The 15,992-nt window shown below is 75.2% G+C and carries 18 protein-coding genes and 1 CRISPR repeat array; of the genes, 14 read left to right on the top strand and 4 right to left on the bottom strand.

Going from position 1 to position 15,992, the window contains the following annotated elements; genetic code table 11:
* Positions 1–91 precede the first annotated feature (91 nt).
* Positions 92–442 (bottom strand): winged helix-turn-helix transcriptional regulator, encoded by a 351-nt coding sequence (locus ACIBPC_RS20295; RefSeq protein ID WP_398846440.1) that lies wholly within the window; start codon positions 440–442, stop codon positions 92–94.
* Between the two features lie 68 nt (positions 443–510).
* Here ACIBPC_RS20295 and ACIBPC_RS20290 point away from each other — a divergent pair, with 68 nt between their 5' ends.
* Positions 511–1,416 (top strand): NAD(P)-dependent oxidoreductase, encoded by a 906-nt coding sequence (locus ACIBPC_RS20290; RefSeq protein WP_398846438.1) that lies wholly within the window; start codon positions 511–513, stop codon positions 1,414–1,416.
* A 9-nt stretch (positions 1,417–1,425) separates the two neighbouring features.
* On the opposite strand, the gene ACIBPC_RS20285 is transcribed toward ACIBPC_RS20290, so the two are convergent.
* Together ACIBPC_RS20285 and ACIBPC_RS20280 are read right to left on the bottom strand one after the other, a co-directional pair.
* Positions 1,426–2,070 (bottom strand): LysE family translocator, encoded by a 645-nt coding sequence (locus ACIBPC_RS20285; protein WP_398846436.1) that lies wholly within the window; start codon positions 2,068–2,070, stop codon positions 1,426–1,428.
* Positions 2,067–2,519 (bottom strand): DinB family protein, encoded by a 453-nt coding sequence (locus ACIBPC_RS20280; RefSeq protein WP_398846434.1) that lies wholly within the window; start codon positions 2,517–2,519, stop codon positions 2,067–2,069. The genes ACIBPC_RS20285 and ACIBPC_RS20280 overlap by 4 nt, the downstream gene beginning before the upstream one ends.
* A 126-nt stretch (positions 2,520–2,645) precedes the next feature.
* Between ACIBPC_RS20280 and ACIBPC_RS20275 the strand changes: the two genes are divergently transcribed.
* The 4 genes from ACIBPC_RS20275 (at position 2,646) to ACIBPC_RS20260 (ending at position 7,284) form a co-directional block, all read left to right on the top strand.
* Positions 2,646–4,022, top strand: coding sequence for a PLP-dependent aminotransferase family protein (locus ACIBPC_RS20275; protein WP_398846432.1), 1,377 nt, complete (start codon positions 2,646–2,648; stop codon positions 4,020–4,022).
* A gap of 48 nt (positions 4,023–4,070) precedes the next feature.
* Positions 4,071–4,647: a CRISPR direct-repeat array (repeat unit 29 nt; unit sequence GGGGACACCCCCGCGCGTGCGGGGAGCAG).
* Between the two features lie 251 nt (positions 4,648–4,898).
* On the top strand, positions 4,899–5,525 hold the full coding sequence (locus ACIBPC_RS20270; RefSeq protein WP_362965580.1) for an XRE family transcriptional regulator: 627 nt from the start codon (positions 4,899–4,901) through the stop codon (positions 5,523–5,525).
* 13 nt (positions 5,526–5,538) lie between these two features.
* Positions 5,539–5,694, top strand: coding sequence for a DUF6126 family protein (locus ACIBPC_RS20265; RefSeq protein WP_362965578.1), 156 nt, complete (start codon positions 5,539–5,541; stop codon positions 5,692–5,694).
* A gap of 786 nt (positions 5,695–6,480) precedes the next feature.
* Positions 6,481–7,284, top strand: a complete 804-nt coding sequence (locus ACIBPC_RS20260; protein WP_398846429.1) for an alpha/beta fold hydrolase — start codon at positions 6,481–6,483, stop codon at positions 7,282–7,284.
* 6 nt (positions 7,285–7,290) lie between these two features.
* Here ACIBPC_RS20260 and ACIBPC_RS20255 read toward each other — a convergent pair whose 3' ends face one another.
* A complete protein-coding gene (locus ACIBPC_RS20255) occupies positions 7,291–7,644 on the bottom strand; it encodes a MerR family transcriptional regulator (RefSeq protein ID WP_362965574.1) in 354 nt (117 codons plus the stop codon).
* Positions 7,645–7,707: 63 nt separating this feature from the next.
* On the opposite strand from ACIBPC_RS20255, the gene ACIBPC_RS20250 reads away from it, so the two are divergent.
* The 9 genes from ACIBPC_RS20250 to rocD all read left to right on the top strand — a co-directional run bounded on the left by ACIBPC_RS20250 (position 7,708) and on the right by rocD (position 15,979).
* On the top strand, positions 7,708–8,043 hold the full coding sequence (locus ACIBPC_RS20250) for a putative quinol monooxygenase (protein WP_398846427.1): 336 nt from the start codon (positions 7,708–7,710) through the stop codon (positions 8,041–8,043).
* Between the two features lie 47 nt (positions 8,044–8,090).
* Positions 8,091–8,576, top strand: coding sequence for a MarR family winged helix-turn-helix transcriptional regulator (locus tag ACIBPC_RS20245; RefSeq protein WP_398846425.1), 486 nt, complete (start codon positions 8,091–8,093; stop codon positions 8,574–8,576).
* Between the two features lie 56 nt (positions 8,577–8,632).
* A complete protein-coding gene (locus ACIBPC_RS20240; RefSeq protein WP_398846423.1) occupies positions 8,633–10,138 on the top strand; it encodes an MFS transporter in 1,506 nt (501 codons plus the stop codon).
* 68 nt (positions 10,139–10,206) lie between these two features.
* Positions 10,207–10,671, top strand: coding sequence for a TIGR03618 family F420-dependent PPOX class oxidoreductase (locus ACIBPC_RS20235; RefSeq protein WP_362965566.1), 465 nt, complete (start codon positions 10,207–10,209; stop codon positions 10,669–10,671).
* Positions 10,672–10,774: 103 nt separating this feature from the next.
* Positions 10,775–12,517, top strand: a complete 1,743-nt coding sequence (locus tag ACIBPC_RS20230; RefSeq protein ID WP_398846421.1) for a polysaccharide lyase family 8 super-sandwich domain-containing protein — start codon at positions 10,775–10,777, stop codon at positions 12,515–12,517.
* 49 nt (positions 12,518–12,566) lie between these two features.
* Entirely contained in the window at positions 12,567–12,986 is a 420-nt protein-coding gene (locus tag ACIBPC_RS20225; protein ID WP_362965562.1) for a nitroreductase/quinone reductase family protein, read from the top strand.
* Positions 12,987–13,130: 144 nt separating this feature from the next.
* Entirely contained in the window at positions 13,131–13,610 is a 480-nt protein-coding gene (locus tag ACIBPC_RS20220; protein WP_362965560.1) for an Lrp/AsnC family transcriptional regulator, read from the top strand.
* A 216-nt stretch (positions 13,611–13,826) separates the two neighbouring features.
* A complete protein-coding gene (gene ddaH / locus ACIBPC_RS20215; RefSeq protein ID WP_398846419.1) occupies positions 13,827–14,762 on the top strand; it encodes a dimethylargininase in 936 nt (311 codons plus the stop codon).
* Positions 14,759–15,979 carry an ornithine--oxo-acid transaminase gene (gene rocD, locus ACIBPC_RS20210; protein WP_362965556.1) on the top strand — a complete coding sequence of 407 codons (1,221 nt, stop codon included), beginning with the start codon at positions 14,759–14,761 and terminating at the stop codon, positions 15,977–15,979. The genes ddaH and rocD overlap by 4 nt, the downstream gene beginning before the upstream one ends.
* Positions 15,980–15,992: the final 13 nt, after the last annotated feature.

Genomic DNA, 15,992 nt, shown 5'->3' with positions numbered 1-15,992 from the left:
TTTTTTGTGGGTACTTGGCGGCCTCCCCCGCGCCGGGACAGGGTGGGGGAGGCGAACGGAACGATGGACGGGCGGACGGAGCGGTGGTGGTTCAGGTGGCGGGCCGGTCGCCGGCGAGGGCATCAAGGCGCCGGTGACCCCAGTCGGACAGCGGGGCCAGCGCGTCCGCGAGGTCCTGCCCGAACGGGGTCAGGGAGTACTCGGTCCGCAGCGGCAGACCGTCGTACACCTCACGGTGCACCAGGCCGTCGTGCTCCATCTCGCGCAGCGCCTGGGTCAGCACCTTCTCGGTGAGGCCGGACAGCCGCCGCCGCAGCTCACCCGGGCGGCGCGGGCCCGACTCCAGCTGCCACAGGAGGACGGTCTTCCACTTGCCGTCGATCACCGCGATCGCGGCGGTCACCCCGCACACGTCGCGGTCCCGCGCCCGACTGCGCGTCATCACCGTCCTCCTCGCCCGTACGCCGCCGCACGCCGTTGTCGAAACCATGTCCCCAAGGGAGTCGCGCGATGTCCTCGCACACCGAACAGTCTGAAGTCTCCGCCGAGACCGACGTCACCGTCATCGGCCTGGGACCGATGGGCCGCGCGCTGGCCGCCGCGTTCGTCGGCGCCGGGCTGCGCACCACCGTCTGGAACCGCACGCCCGGCCGCGAGGGCGACCTCGCCGCGCGGGGCGCCGCCGTCGCGCCGTCGCCCGAGGCGGCCGCCGCCGCGAGCCCGCTGACGGTCGTCTGCGTCGTGGACTACGACGCGTCCGACGCCGTCCTGCGGCGCGACGCCGTCACCGCCGCGCTCAAGGGCCGCACGGTCGTCAACCTCAGCGCCGACACCCCGGACCGGGCCCGCGACACGGCGCGCTGGGCCGACGCGCACGGCGTCCGCTACCTCGACGGCGCCATCATGACGCCGACACCGACCATCGGCACCCCGCACGCCATGCTCCTTGTCAGCGGCCCCGCCGCGCTTTACGAGGCCCACCGGCCTGTGCTGGATGCGCTCGGCGGCACCCACACCCACCTGGGTGAGGACCCGGGGCGGGCGGCGGCGTACGACATCGCGCTGCTCGACGTCTTCTGGACCGCCATGGCGGGCTGGGCGCACGCGCTCGCGGTCGCGGAGGCGGAGGGGGTCGGGCCGCGGGAGCTGGCGGCGTTCGCCGGGGGCATCGCGGCGATCCTGCCGCCGCTCTTCACGGAGACGGCGGCCGAGACGGCGGAGGGACGTTTCCCCGGCGACGGCAACCCGCTGACGTCGGCGGCCTCCTCGATGGCGCACATCGTCCACACCTCGGAGGCGCACGGGATCGACGCGGGCGTGATGCGGGCGGCCGAGGGCTGGGCGCGGCGGGCGATCGGGCTGGGGCACGGCGCGGACGGGTTCACGCGCGTGGCGGAGGTCATCGCACGCCGCTGAGCCGCGGGGTCAGCTGGTCCGCGCGGGGGCGCTGTCGGTGGCCAGCTTCACCGCGAGGACGCCCAGGGCCGTACCCATCACGTACCGCTGCACGCGCAGCCAGGCGGGGTGGCGGACGAGGAAGACGGCGATGGTCCCGGCGGCGAGGACGATGCAGAAGTTGACGCTCACCGCCACGGCGATCTGCACGCCGCCCAGCGCGAAGCCCTGGAGCAGCACGTTCCCCGCCTCCGGGTCGATGAACTGCGGTATCAGCGACAGGTACATGACGGCGATCTTGGGGTTCAGCAGATTCGTCATCAGGCCCATGGTGAAGAGCCGCCGGGACGAGTCCACGGGCAGGTCGCGCGGGGCGAACGGGGAGGATCCGCCGGGCCTGACCGCCTGCCAGGCCAGCCACAGGAGGTACGCGGCTCCGGCCAGTTTCACGGCCGTGTACAGCTCGGGGACGGCGACGAGGACCGCGGACAGCCCCAGGTTGGCGGCCAGCAGGTAGCAGAGGAAGCCGACGGCGACGCCGCCCAGGGAGACGACCCCGGCGCGGCGGCCCTGGGTGATGCTGCGGGAGACGAGGTACACCATGTTCGGCCCGGGGGTGAGGACCATGCCGAGGGCGACCATGGCGACGCCGGTGGCGCCGTGCTGGCTGATCATGCGGGGAGTGCTTCTTCCGTGAGCAGGTGCGCGAGGGTGCGCAGCAGTTGGGCGGTGAGGGTCTCGACCGTGAAGGGGGCTGCCGCGGGGCGGGGGTCGTGGCGGCTCCAGTCGGCGGGGGAGAGGAGCGCGAGGTGGTCGGCCAACGCGTCGGCGGCGGCCCGGAGTTCACGCGCCACGCGGTGGGGGTCCTCGTCCCGGTAGGCGCGGGGCTCGTGGGGCGGGGTGCGGGGGAGCGCGGTGGCGGGCGGGAGTCCGAGGGTGATGGCGAGCCGGGCGCGGAAGGCGAGGCAGATGTCCCGGGCGTGGCAGGCGCGTTCGAGCAGCGGGCGGCCGGCTGGGGCGTACGGGTCGGTGAGGGCGCGCTGCGCGTGCGCGGCGTAACGGCGCAGCCGGGCGGGCGCGCTGGCGGGGTCGAACGGCGGGTGACGGCCGGGGAACGGGCGCACGGATACCTCGGGCAGGGGTCGCGGGATGTCGTCGCGGCGGCCGGGAGGCCGGAGCAATGCGAGCTTATGGACGCCTGATAGTCGGTGCAATACTTCCCATTGATCTCAGTGCAATGATGTGCTTCGATGACCCCCGTGCAGGACATCCAGGGGCAGGACATCCACGGGCAGGACTTCCGCAAGGTGGCCGACCTCGTCGCGGCGCGGATCCGCGACGGCGCGCTGCGGCCGGGCGACCGGCTCCCGACCCAGCGGGACTTCGCACGCCGCCACGCCCTCGCCCCCTCGACCGCCGCCCGCGTCTACCGCGAACTCGCCCGCCGGGGCCTGACGGTCGGCGAGGTCGGACGCGGCACCTTCGTCCGCGCCGCCGCCGCGCCCGACGTGCCCGCGCTCACCGAACCCGCCACGGCCCGCGTCGACCTCGAACTCAACCACCCCGTCGCTCCGGACCAGGCCGCCCTCCTCGCTCCGGGCCTCGGCCCGCTGCTGCGGCCCGACGTCCTGGCGGACGCGCTGCGCCCGGTCGGCGTCGCCGGGACGCCCGCCGCACGCCACGCCGCCGCCACCCTCCTCGCACGCGGCGGCTGGCACCCCGACCCCGGCCGTGTCCTCTTCGCAGGGAACGGCCGGCAAGCCACCGCCGCCGCGATCGCCGCCCTCGTACCGCCCGGCGCGCGCCTCGGCATCGAGGAGCTGACGTACCCCGTGGTCAAGGCGGTCGCCGGGCGCCTCGGCGTCACCCTCGTCCCCCTGGCCATGGACGGTGAGGGCGTGGTCCCCGAGGCCGTCGAGGAGGCGCACCGCCGGGCGCGCCTGCACGCCCTCTACATCCAGCCGACCCTGCAGAATCCTCTCTCCCTCACCATGCCCGCCACCCGCGCCCACCGCCTCGCCGACGTCCTGCACCGCACCGGCGTCCACGCCATCGAGGACGGCGTGTGGGGCTTCCTCCGGGACGACCTGCCGCCGCTCGCCGCCCACGCGCCCGAACGCACCGTCCTCATCGACAGCCTGACCAAACGCGCCGCGCCGGGCCTCACGACGGGCTTCGCCGTCGCCCCCGCCGGGGTCGCCGACGCGCTGGCGGCCGCGCTGCGCTCCGGCGGCTGGATGCCGCAGGGCTTGGCGATGGAGGCGGCGGCGCGCTGGCAGGCGGACGGCACGCTCGACGCCCTCGCGCGCGCCAAGCGCCGGGAGGCGGCCGCGCGGCAGGAGACCGCCGCCCGGCGCCTGGACGGCTTCGCCGTGCGGGGCGACCGGCACTCCTACTACTGCTGGTGGGACCTGCCGGAACCGTGGCGGGCCGACACCTTCGTCGCGGCGGCGGCACGCCGCGGGATCGGCGTCACCCCGGCCGCCGCCTTCGCGGTGGGCCACCACCGCACCCCGAACGCCGTACGCCTCGGCCTGGCCTCACCCCCCGCCGCCGAACTCGACCGCGCCCTCACCACCCTCGCCACAATCGCCCGCTCCACACCAGACGACACCATGGCCGACTGACCCCCTCGACACCCCCACAGCCCCACTTCCTGGATGGACGCCAGACTGAGAACGTCCCCCGCGCGTGCGGGGAGCAGGGTTTGTTGTCCGCGGACAACAAACACGCCGCAGGAACACCCCCGCTGTGCGGGGAGTAGGAGACCATCACCCGCGACCGCGGCGAGGCGTGGGGAACACCTCCGCGTGTGCGGGGAGCAGTCGTCAGCGCCGGCGTGCAGGAGGCCGCAGCCGGGGACACCCCCGCGCGTGCGGGGAGCAGCCCAACGCCGGAATCCGCGCGGTCTGGCGCGGGGGGACACCCCCGCGCGTGCGGGGAGCAGGAGGAAGGCGCGCACCGGCCGGTAGTCGGGAAGGGGACACCCCCGCGCGTGCGGGGAGCAGGCTGCCCGGCTCCCCGTCACCACCCGACGCCGGGGGACACCCCCGCGCGTGCGGGGAGCAGGCCGCGATCAACCTGTGGCACGGACTCCACGCGGGGACACCCCCGCGCGTGCGGGGAGCAGAGGGCTTCGACCACGCGGTCGTCGTGCGGGGTGGGGACACCCCCGCGCGTGCGGGGAGCAGACCAGACCTTCTGGAACTGGTGGACCATCGGAGGGGACACCCCCGCGCGTGCGGGGAGCAGAGTGCTTGACCTGCGGGTTCAAGGATGGGGCAGGCGGATTTTGCTTAGCTTTGCCAAAGCTCGTGCTCCATGTGCAGGGAAAGGGCGGTGCGCTCCAGGGGTGGGTGGCCCGCCCCACCTTCGCACCGGACGGGGACGGTGCGCGCCCGCGCTGGGCGCCCCGTAGCCTGGTAGCCGCGGCACCAAAAGGAATTTTGCCTTAGAGGCAAGGCCGTTTGCCCGGCGGGAAAGTCTCTGGCTCAATCGGAGACATGACCCCCGTCCCCGGCGGCACGGCCCACGGCCTTCCCGGCCACGACAGCCCCGCACCCGACAGCGTCGCCCCGCAGTTGCGGGCCCTGCGCCACCGCGCCGGACTGACGCTGGAGGAGGCCGCCGCCACCGCCGGACTCTCCCCCGCGCACCTGTCACGCCTGGAGACCGGCCAGCGCCAGCCCTCCCTGCCCATGCTGCTGAGCCTCGCCCGCGTCTACGGCACGACCGTCTCGGGACTGCTCGGCGAGACGGCCCCCGTCCCCGACCCGGTGATCAGGGGCGGCACCTCCGGCGCCCGCGAGGCGGACGGCTGGACCTACCGCCGGGCGGGCGGCTCGGGCCGCGCCATGCAGGCGCTGCACGTCCACGTCCCGTACGGCGGCCCCCAGGACTCACTCGTCCGCGTCCACCCGGGCGAGGAGTGGCTGCACGTCCTGCGCGGACGGCTGCGGCTCTTCCTCGGCGAGGCCGAGTACATCCTCGACGAGGGCGACAGCGCCCACTTCGACTCGCTCACCCCCCACCGTCTCGGCGCCGTCCACCCGACAGGAGCCGAGCTGCTGTTCGTCCACACCCTGCTGCGCAGTGCCACGAGCGCCCTGTGCCTCGGGCCCGGGACCTGAAGGAGACACGACCATGGAACGACAGCAAGAGACCCAGGCGACGCCCGGTCAGCGCCGTTTCATCAAGGACCGCATCCCGCGCGGACTGTGGGTCCGCGTCATCCTCTACGGCCTCGCCGGACACGTCTTCGCCGCGTTCCTGCTGCTGCTCTTCCAACTCGGCGAGTAGACCTCCCTACCCGGCGCGCGAGCCGGTCCACCGCCACCAGGCCGCGGAGGAACCCGACCATCCCGCCGACGAGCAGGAGGCGCGCGGCCGCGGCGACGCGGTCGGCGGGTCCCGGCCGGACGGCGATCCGGTCGTCCGGCACGTCGTCCAGGTGCGCGGTCTCCCGGTGCCGCCCGCGGTCGGTGCCCGCCGCCACCCCGGTCGGCCGCTCGGGCCCGGTGAACGGGCAGTCGGCGCAGTGGTAGACGTACCGCACGGTCGGCCTCCCCCTCGGGTCGCGGGCCCCACCGGCCCGTCCGCTGACGCTGCTGTCCATGAGCCGCCCGGCGGCCGTTCCCCCGCCACCCCCGGCCCTGGCCCCTGTCCCGGGCTGACAGGCCCGGCCCGCGCCCAGGTCCCGCCGGTCACCCGGCCGACCGCGCGCCGTGCCCGTGCCCGGTCCGTGGCAATCCCCCTCCTGGCGCGGGCGAATGGCCCCGGACCGCACGGAGGCGGCTCCGGCGACGGGCCCGGGACCGCCGCCGGGCGGATCGCCGTACCGGCCACGCCGCTCGGCCGGGCGACCGCGCGCCGTGCCCGTGTCTCCGTCGGCGCCGGACCGGGCCGCCGCGTCCCCCGAACCGATCTGTGACTCTGCGTAAAGATTCATGCCGCCACCGTAAGCGGAACGTAGCGGGGAGCGGTATCGCTCGTGCGGGTGAATCCGCCCGGCGTCACCCGCCCTGCGCGCCCCCAGGATCCGCGCGCTTGACCCCGACACGGATGTCAGGCCCTACGGTCCGCCCCATGACCACCCACGACGGCACACCCGTCAGCCCCGACACCCTCCTGCTCGGCACCGGCCCGGCGCTCCTCCTCGCCCACGGCGCCGGCGGCGGCATCACCGGCAACTACGGCCTCGTCCTCGACGACCTCGCCCGCGACCACACCGTCATCGGCCCGCACTACCCCGGCTCGGGCACCGCGCCCCCGTCCCCCGGCCCCCTGGAACTGGACGCCCTCGCCGACCTCCTGGTCGCCTCGGCCGCCGCCGCCGGTCACGAGCGCTTCACCGTCATCGGCGAGTCCCTGGGCAGCGCCGTCGCCGTCCGCATCGCCACCCGCCACCCGGAACGCGTCACCGCCCTCGTCCTCACCGTCGGCTTCGCGACCGCCGACCCGCTGCTCGTCACCGCCGCCGAGCTGATGGGGACGCTCGACAGGGCAGGCGACCGCCACGCCATGGCGAGGTTCGCCGTCGCCGCCTGCTCGACCGAGGAGCAGCTCGCCCGCCTGACCCCCGCCGAGTTCGACGCCGCCACCGACGCCGCCGAGGCGGCCGTCCCGCCGGGCACGGCCGCGCAGTTCGCCCTCGCCGCACGCGTGGACGTCCGGGCCGAACTGGACCGGATCGCCGTCCCCGCGCTGGCCTTCGCCGCCACCGCCGACCGCCTCGTCCTGCCCGCGAGCCAGCGCGCCCTCGCCGCCGCCGTCCCCGGCGCGCGCCTCGTCGAACTGCCCGGCGCCGCCCACGTCCTGGGCGAGGCCGACCGCGCGACCTGGCTCACGCACGTACGGCGCTTCCTCACCGAGACCGAACGCCCCCGCTGACCCACCTCAGGCCGCGGCGCGCTCCGAGGACGCGAGGAGCGCGCCGAGCGACGCGCGCGCCCGCGTGAGGTCGTCGATCCGCGTGTCCATCTCGGCCAGCTGCCCCCGCAGGTGGTCGAAGACGCACGGCTCCAGCGCGCCGCCCCCGCTCCGGAAGCAGGGCAGTACGTCGCGGATCACCCGCGTCGGCAACCCCGCGGCCAGCAGGGCCCGTACGCGCGCGACCGTCTCCGGCGCGTCGGCGCCGTACGCGCGGTGCCCGCCGTCGGTCCGCCGCGGGGCGAGGAGGCCCTGCTCCTCGTAGTAGCGCAGCAGTCTGACGCTCACCCCGGTCGTACGGGACAGCTCGCCGATCCGCATGTGACCGTCCTCACTCCGCCGCCGCTTGAAACTCACATCGGTGTGACATCTTACGTTCGTCCCATGAGCACACAGAACGCGCCACTGGCGCTCTACGGATACCTGACCCCCCGCCCCGAGCGCGCCGCCGAGGTGCGGGCGCTGCTCGCCTCGCTGGTGGAGCCCACCCGCGCCGAGGAGGGCAACCTGGAGTACCACCTGCACGAGCAGGAGGACGGCCGCCTCTTCCTCTACGAGGTGTGGCGCTCGAAGGCGGACCTCGACCTGCACAACCAGTACCCGCCGCTCCGGGAGTTCCTCGACCACATCCCCGACTACCTCACCGGGCCGCCCGACGGCTCGTTCGGGACGATGATCAGCCCCTACCCGGCGGCCCCCGCGGGCACTTCGGAAAAGTAGCTTTGCGGATAATCCGCTTCGGACCGTCCCTCGCTATCCTGGGCCGCATGACTGCCCTGACCCCCGACCACGGCGCGACCGACCTCTCCTTCCTCCTCGACCACACCGGCCACGTCCTGCGCACCCGCATGGCCGCCGCCCTCGGCGAGATCGGGCTCACCGCGCGGATGCACTGCGTCCTCGTCCACGCCCGCGGCGAGGAGCGCACCCAGGCGCAGCTCGCCGAGATCGGCGGCATGGACAAGACGACGATGGTCGTCACCGTGGACGCCCTGGAGCGCGCCGGGCTCGCCGAGCGGAAGCCGTCGAGCACCGACCGGCGCGCGCGCATCATCGCCGTCACCGGGGAGGGGGAGAAGACCGCCGTGCGCAGCCAGGAGATCGTCGACGGGGTGCACCGTGAGGTCCTCGGCGCGCTGCCCGACGGCGAACGGGACGTGCTGGTCCGCGCCCTCCAGCGCCTGGTCGACGGGGTCCTGGCGGTGCCCGTCGAGAGCCCGCGCCCCGTCCGCCGCGCCCGTCAGTCGGAGTAGCCCGGCGAAGCCCCGAAGCGGATGATCCGCCAAAGAATCGTCTGCAACAAAACCATATGCTACGGTCACACCTGACGGTCTTCCCACGACCCCAGGAGCCTCCCGTGGCACACCCCCGCACGCCCCTCGCCGAACGCCCCACCGCGCCACCGCCCACCACCCCCTCCCGCACACTCGCCCTCGTCGTCCTGTGCGCGGGCACCCTCATGACGATCCTCGACGGCAGCATCGTCACCGTCGCCCTCCCCGCCATCCGCGACGACCTCGGCTTCGAGGCCGGGCAGCTCAGCTGGGCCGTGAACGCCTACCTCGTCCCCTTCGGCGGCCTGCTCCTCCTCGCCGGACGCCTCGGCGACCTGCTCGGCCGCCGCCGCATGTTCCTGTACGGCACCGCCGTCTTCACCGCCGCGTCCGTCCTCGCGGGCGCCGCCACCACCCCGGCCGTCCTCATCGCCGGCCGCTTCCTCCAGGGCGTCGGCAGCGCCATGGCCACCGCCGTCAGCCTCGGCATCCTCGTGTCCCTCTTCCGCGAGCCGGGCGAACGCGGCCGGGCCATCGCCGCCTTCGCCTTCACCGGCTCGGTCGGCGCCTCCGTCGGACAGGTGCTCGGCGGCGTGCTCACCGAGGCCGTCAGCTGGCACTGGATCTTCTTCATCAACGTGCCGATCGGCATCGCCGTCGTCGTCCTCGCCCTGCGGGCCGTCCCCGCCGACCGCGGCACGGGCCCCGCCGCGGGAGCCGACCTCGCCGGCGGCGTCCTCATCACCTCGGGCCTGATGCTCGCCATCCTCGCCCTCGTCGGCACCGACTCCCACGGCTGGACCTCCGCCCGGACGCTCGGCACCGCCGCCGTGGCCGCCGTGCTGCTGGCCGCGTTCTTCACCCGCCAGGCACACGCCAGGACGCCCCTGCTGCCCCTGCGCCTCCTCCGCTCCCGCGAGGCGGGCGCCAACCTGACGCAGATGCTGATGGTCGCCGCCCTCTTCGCCTTCCAGATCGTCCTGGCCCTCCAGCTCCAGAACGTCCTCCACTTCGGCGCCGCCAAGACCGGCCTCGCCATGCTCCCCGCCGCCGTGTCCATCGGCGTCGTGTCCCTCGGCGTCTCGGCGCGCCTGTCCGCCCGCTTCGGCCACCGCGCGGTCGCCGTCACCGGCCTGCTGGTGCTCACCGTCTTCCTCGCCCTGCTCACCCGCGTCCCCGCCGACGCCGACTACGCCACGCAGGTGCTGCCGCTGCTGCCCCTCACCGGCGGCTTCGGCCTGGCGCTCCCCGCCCTCTCCGCACTGGCCATGTCGCAGGCACGGGCGAACGACGCGGGGCTGGTCTCCGGCCTGTTCAACACCTCGCAGCAGGTCGGCGCCGCACTCGGCGTCGCCGTCCTCACCACCCTGGCCGCCTCCCGCACCGAACACCTCCTCGCCGACGGACACGACGCCGCCGACGCCCTGACCCGCGGCTACCACCTCGCCTACGGCGTCGGCGCGGGCCTGATGATCACCGCCGCCCTCGTCGCCCTCACCGTCCTGCGCCGCGTCAAGACCCCCGCCTCACCCGCCGCCTGAACCACGCACCCACCGCCTGAACCACGCACCCACCGCCTGAACCACGACACCACCGAGGAGAAACCACCATGGCCACCACCAACGCCCCCGGCCCCCGCCCCCTCACCGACACCGAGGCGTCCGCCCTCATCGCCTCCCAGCGCTTCGGCGTCCTGGCGACCGTGCGGCGCACCGGCCACCCGCACCTCACCACCGTCCTCCACAGCTGGGACCCCGACACACGCACGGTCCGCGTCTCCACCACCGCCGACCGCCTCAAAGTCCGCCAGCTGCGCGCCGACCCACACGCCACCCTGCACGTCCAAGGCCCCGACCCGTGGTCGTTCGCCGTCGCCGAGGGCGAGGCCGAGGTGTCCGCCCCGAGCACCGAGCCCGGCGACGCCGTGGGCCGCGAACTCCTCGCTCACGCGGGCGGGTTCACCGACCCGGCGGAGGAACGCGCGTTCCTGGAGCAGCAGGTGGCCGAACGGCGCGTCGTCATCCGCCTCCGGGTGGCGCGGCTGTACGGCACCGCGCTGGAGTTCACCGCCTGACCGCGCAAACACCACGGTCCCGCCCCCGCCGCCGTACTCCCGGGGCGGGACCGTGGCGCACATCACCTTCGCAACGGGCCCCGCGCAGTGGAGAGTACAGACCATGCGCGAACTGGGGACGGTCACCGGCCGACTGCGACGTGACCTGCTGGAGCACCGCACCGCACCTGCCGCCGACGAGCCGCACGCCGACGGCACCTGGCCCGACATCGACTACACCGGCCGCGACCGCGCGGCCTGGCCGCCGTACGAGCACCTCGAACGCACCCTCGGCCTCGCCCGCGACCCGGCCCGCCATCCCGCCGCCGCCCGCGCCCTGGACGCCTGGGCCCGCCTCGACCCCCGCGCGGACAACTGGTGGTACAACGAGATCGGCGTCCCCCGCCTCCTCGGCGACATCCTCCTGCTCACCGCCGACCACCTCGCCCCCGCCCGCGTCACCGCCTGGGCCGACCGCCTCGCCGCCGCCGCGGGCACCGTCCCCCTGACCGGCCAGAACCTCGTCTGGTCCCAGGGCATCACCCTGCGCCGCGGCCTCCTCACCGGCGACCCCGCCCTCGTCGCCCGCGCCGCCACCGCCATGGCCACCGTCCTGCGCGTCACCGACGCCGAGGGCATCCAGGCCGACCTCAGCTTCCACCAGCACGGCGCGCAGCTCTACGGCGGCGGCTACGGCCGCTCGCTCGCCCTCGACCTCTCCGGCTGGATCCACGCGCTGCACGGCACGCCCTGGGCGTTCGGCGCGGAGGAGGTCGCCCTGTTCGCCGCCTTCACACTCGACGGGCAGCGCTGGCTCGTCCACGGCGACGGCTTCGACTTCACGACGATGGGGCGCGAGGTCGCGCGCGCCGGGGCGCACCACGTACGGGACGAGCTGCGCACCGTCGTACGGCGCCTCCTCGCCGCCGGTGCGCCGCGCGCGGACGAGCTGGCCGCGTACGCCGCGCAGCTCGCGGGGGAGGGCCCCGGGCCGTCCGGCAGCCGCGCGTACCCCCGCTCCGACTACCTGGCGCACCGGCCGCCCGGCTGGTCGCTGTCCGTCCGCATGGCGTCCACGCGCACCGCGCCCACCGAGAGCATGAACGGCGAGAACCTCCTCGGCCGCCACCTCGGCGACGGCGTCGCCGCCCTCCGCGTCGGGGACGCCGACGAGGACGGCTACCGCGCCGTCCTCCCGCTGTGGGACTGGGCCAGGCTGCCCGGGATCACCGCCGAGCAGATCCCCGACCCGGCCGCGCTCTTCCCGCGCCCCAACGGGCAGCACGGCGCGTCCGCCCACGTCGGCGTCCGCACGGACGGCCGCCTCGCCGTCGCCGCGTGCGGCCTCGCGGGGACCGACCGGTTCACGGCGGGCTGGAAGGCGTGGTTCTGCTTCGAGGACGCCTACGTCGCGCTCGGCGCCGGGATCGCCGCGCCGGGAGCCGTGCACCCGGTCGTCACCACCGTCGACCAGCGCCTCGCCACCGGGCCGCTGACGACCGGCCACGGCTGGGCGCACCACGGGCGGGCCGGGTACGTGGCGCTCGCCGAGCCCGCCGCGCTGACCGCCCGGGTGCGGGAACGGTCCGGCAGCTGGGAGGACCTGTCCACCACGGGCGACGGCGCGCGGCTCACCGCCGACGTGTTCTGGACCGGCTTCGACCACGGCCCCGCACCGGCCGGCGCCGCCTACGCCTGCCTGGTCCTCCCCGGCGCGGACGCGGAGACTACGGCACAGCGGGCCGCCGCGCCGGGCGTCACCGTGCTGGCGAACGCGCCCGGCGTCCAGTCGGTACGCCACGACGCGACCGGCGCCGTGCTCACCGCGCGTCACGACGGGGACGGCCTGACCCTGGAGATCGCCTGATCAGGACGGGCAGGGCAGGCCTGTCAGTGGCGTGTGCTTCACTCCGCGTATGGATGAGAACGAGCAGCGGATCGTCGACGAGTTCCGGGAGCGGCGCGGCGCCGGGCGGCTCGGCGGCGGCATGGACGCCGCCGCCCTGCTCCTGCTGACGCACACGGGCGCCCGCACCGGCGCGCGCCGCACCACCCCGCTGATGCACCTGTGGCTCGGCGGGCGGCTGTACGTGATCGCCTCGGCCGCCGGCGCGGCGCGGCACCCCGCGTGGTTCCACAACCTGCTGGCCCACCCCGCCGTCGAGGTCGAGCTGGGCGCCGAGCGGTTCCCGGCGACGGCCGTCGTCCCGCGGGGGCGCGAGCGCGACGCGCTGTTCGCCGAGGCGGTGCGGACACGGCCGTTCCTCGCCGACCACCAGGCGCGCACGGACCGGGCGATACCCGTGGTCGAGCTGCGGCGCGCGGACGGCCGCTGACGCGGACCCCGGCGGCGTCGCACGGGTGACCGGGTGCCGCGCGGCCTCCCCGGCGGGCGGCCGTTCCCCGACACTCGACCGGTACGGGTGGCCGGTCCGGGGCGCGCGACCGGCCACCGGACGCCGGACGAAGGAGTCCCGCCGATGACACGCCCCGCCATGCCCCTGGACGACCTCGACCGCGGGATCCTCACCGCCCTCGTCGCCAACGCGCGCAGCAGCTTCGCCGAGATCGGCGCGGAGATCGGCCTGTCCGCACCCGCCGTCAAACGCCGCGTGGACCGCCTGCGCGAGACGGGCGTCATCACCGGCTTCACCACCGTCGTCACACCCGCCGCGCTCGGCTGGCGCACCGAGGCGTACGTCGAGGTCTACTGCGACGGCGCCGCGCCCCCGCGCCGCCTGGCCGAGGTCGTCCGCGACCACCCCGAGATCACGGCCGCCATGACGGTCACGGGCGGCGCGGACGCGCTCCTGCACATCAGGGCGAGCGACATCGGCCACTTCGAGGAGGTCCTCGAACGCATCAGGGCCGAGCCGTTCATCCTCAAGACCGTCAGCCAGATCGTGCTCTCCCACCTCATCCCCACCAGCCCGGAGGCGGGCGCAACGAACAGCCGCTGAGACGGGCCGCCACGCAACGACGCTGCGCGTACGCGCAACGCCGCTTCCTTGTCGCGGAGCGTGAGCGTTCCTACCGTTACAGGTGGACTGCACCGCCCCATCCCTCGCATCCCTCCCATCCCGCGCATCCCCGTGCATCCCCCGCAATCCCCGCCCCACTCCGCATGCCTCGCGGGCCCACGCCCGCACCCCACCGGAACAGGGAGGACGCCGCCCGTGCCCAGAAACGCCCCGCGCCGCGCGCGCCCCAGGCACTACCTCACCTGCGAACCCCGCCACTTCGCCGTGGAGTACGCCATCAACCCGTGGATGGTCCCCGGCACGGCGGCCGACACCGCACTCGCCCGCGCCCAGTGGGCCGAACTGGTGCGCACCTACGAGCGGTACGGCCACACCGTGGACACCGTCCCGCCCGTCCCCGGCCTGCCCGACATGGTCTTCGCCGCCAACGCGGCCGTCACCCTCGACGGCCTCGTCCTCGGCTCCCGCTTCCACGCGCCCCAGCGCCGCCCCGAGGCCGCCGAGTACGCCCGCTGGTTCGCCGCGGCGGGCTGGACCGTTCGCCGCGCGGGCGCCGTCTGCGAGGGCGAGGGCGACTTCGTCCCGGTCGCCGGGATGCTGCTGGCCGGGCACGGCTTCAGGACCACCCGCACGGCGCACGCGCGGGCGCAGGAGTTCTTCGGCGTCCCCGTCGTGTCGCTGCGCCTGGTCGACCCGCGCTTCTACCACCTGGACGTGGCGCTCTTCGCCCTGGACGACGACACCGTCGCCTACTGGCCCGGCGCCTTCTCGCCCGGCAGCCGCGCCGTGCTGCGGCGGCTGTTCCCCGGCGCGCTGCTGGCGGACGAGGCGGACGCGCTCGCGTTCGGCCTGAACTCGGTCTCCGACGGACGGCACGTCTTCCTCGCCCCCCGCGCCACCGGCCTCGCCGCACAGCTCGCCGGGCGCGGCTACGTACCGGTGCCCGTGGACCTGTCCGAGCTGCACAAGGCCGGGGGCGGCATCAAATGCTGCACCCAGGAGATCAGGCCCGCGCGCATCCCCGCCACGACCCCCGTCCCTTCCCTGCCCGCCCGACCTCTGCCCGCCCAGCTCCCGACCGCCCAGCTCCCGACCGCACCCGGCCGGACAATCCAGGAGGCCACCCCGTGACCGTCGCCCCGCCCCGCGGCTCAGCCGAGCTGATCCGCGCCGAGCAGCCCGTCCTCGCCCACAACTACCACCCGCTGCCCGTCGTCGTGGCCCGCGCCGAGGGCGCCTGGGTCGAGGACGTCGAGGGCCGCCGCTACCTCGACATGCTCGCGGGCTACTCGGCGCTCAACTTCGGCCACCGCCACCCCGCGCTGATCGACGCCGCGCGCCACCAGCTCGACCGCGTGACGCTGACCTCCCGCGCCTTCCACAACGACCGCCTCGCCGGTTTCGCCGAGAGCCTCGCCGCGCTCACCGGCCTGGAGACGGTCCTCCCGATGAACACCGGCGCCGAAGCCGTCGAGAGCGCCGTCAAGGTCGCCCGCAAGTGGGCGTACGAGGTGAAGGGCGTCCCGGAGAGCCAGGCCACCATCGTCGTCGCGGCCGGCAACTTCCACGGCCGCACCACCACCCTCGTCAGCTTCTCCACCGACGCCGACGCCCGCGACGGCTACGGCCCCTACACCCCCGGCTTCCGCGTCGTCCCCTACGACGACCTGCCCGCCCTCACCGCCGCCGTGGACGACACCACGGCCGCCGTCCTCATCGAACCCATCCAGGGCGAGGCCGGCGTGATCATCCCCCGCGACGGCTACCTCGCGGGCATCCGCGAACTGACCGCGCGCGCCGGCTGCCTCTTCATCGCCGACGAGATCCAGTCGGGCCTCGGCCGCACCGGCACCACGCTCGCCGTGGACCACGAGGGCGTACGGCCCGACCTCCTGCTCCTCGGCAAGGCGCTGGGCGGCGGGATCGTGCCGGTCTCCGCCGTCGTCGGCACCCGCGACGTGCTCGGCGTGCTGCGCCCCGGACAGCACGGCTCCACTTTCGGCGGCAACCCGCTGGCCGCCGCCGTCGGCACCGCCGTGGTCGAACTGCTGCGCACCGGCGAGTACCAGCGGCGGGCCGCCGAACTGGGCACCGTGCTGGACGAAGGGCTCACCGCGCTGCACGGGCACGGCGTCCTCGCGCACCGCGCGCGCGGCCTGTGGGCGGGCGTGGACGTCGACCCGGCGATCGGCACGGGCCGCGAGATCGGCGAGCGGCTGCTGGGGGAGGGGGTCCTGGTCAAGGACACCCACGGCTCGACCCTCCGCGTCGCCCCGCCCCTCACCGTCACCCGCGAGGAGCTGGAACGCGCGCTCGCCGCCCTGCGCACCGTCCTGGCCGCGGGCTGAGCCCGCCGCCGGG

Origin of the sequence: Streptomyces sp. NPDC049879 (genome assembly GCF_044461265.1) — a bacterium.
Classification (GTDB): domain Bacteria; phylum Actinomycetota; class Actinomycetes; order Streptomycetales; family Streptomycetaceae; genus Streptomyces.
The sequence above is the reverse complement of the archived record's forward strand: the minus strand, read 5'-3'. Positions and strand labels throughout refer to the sequence as shown.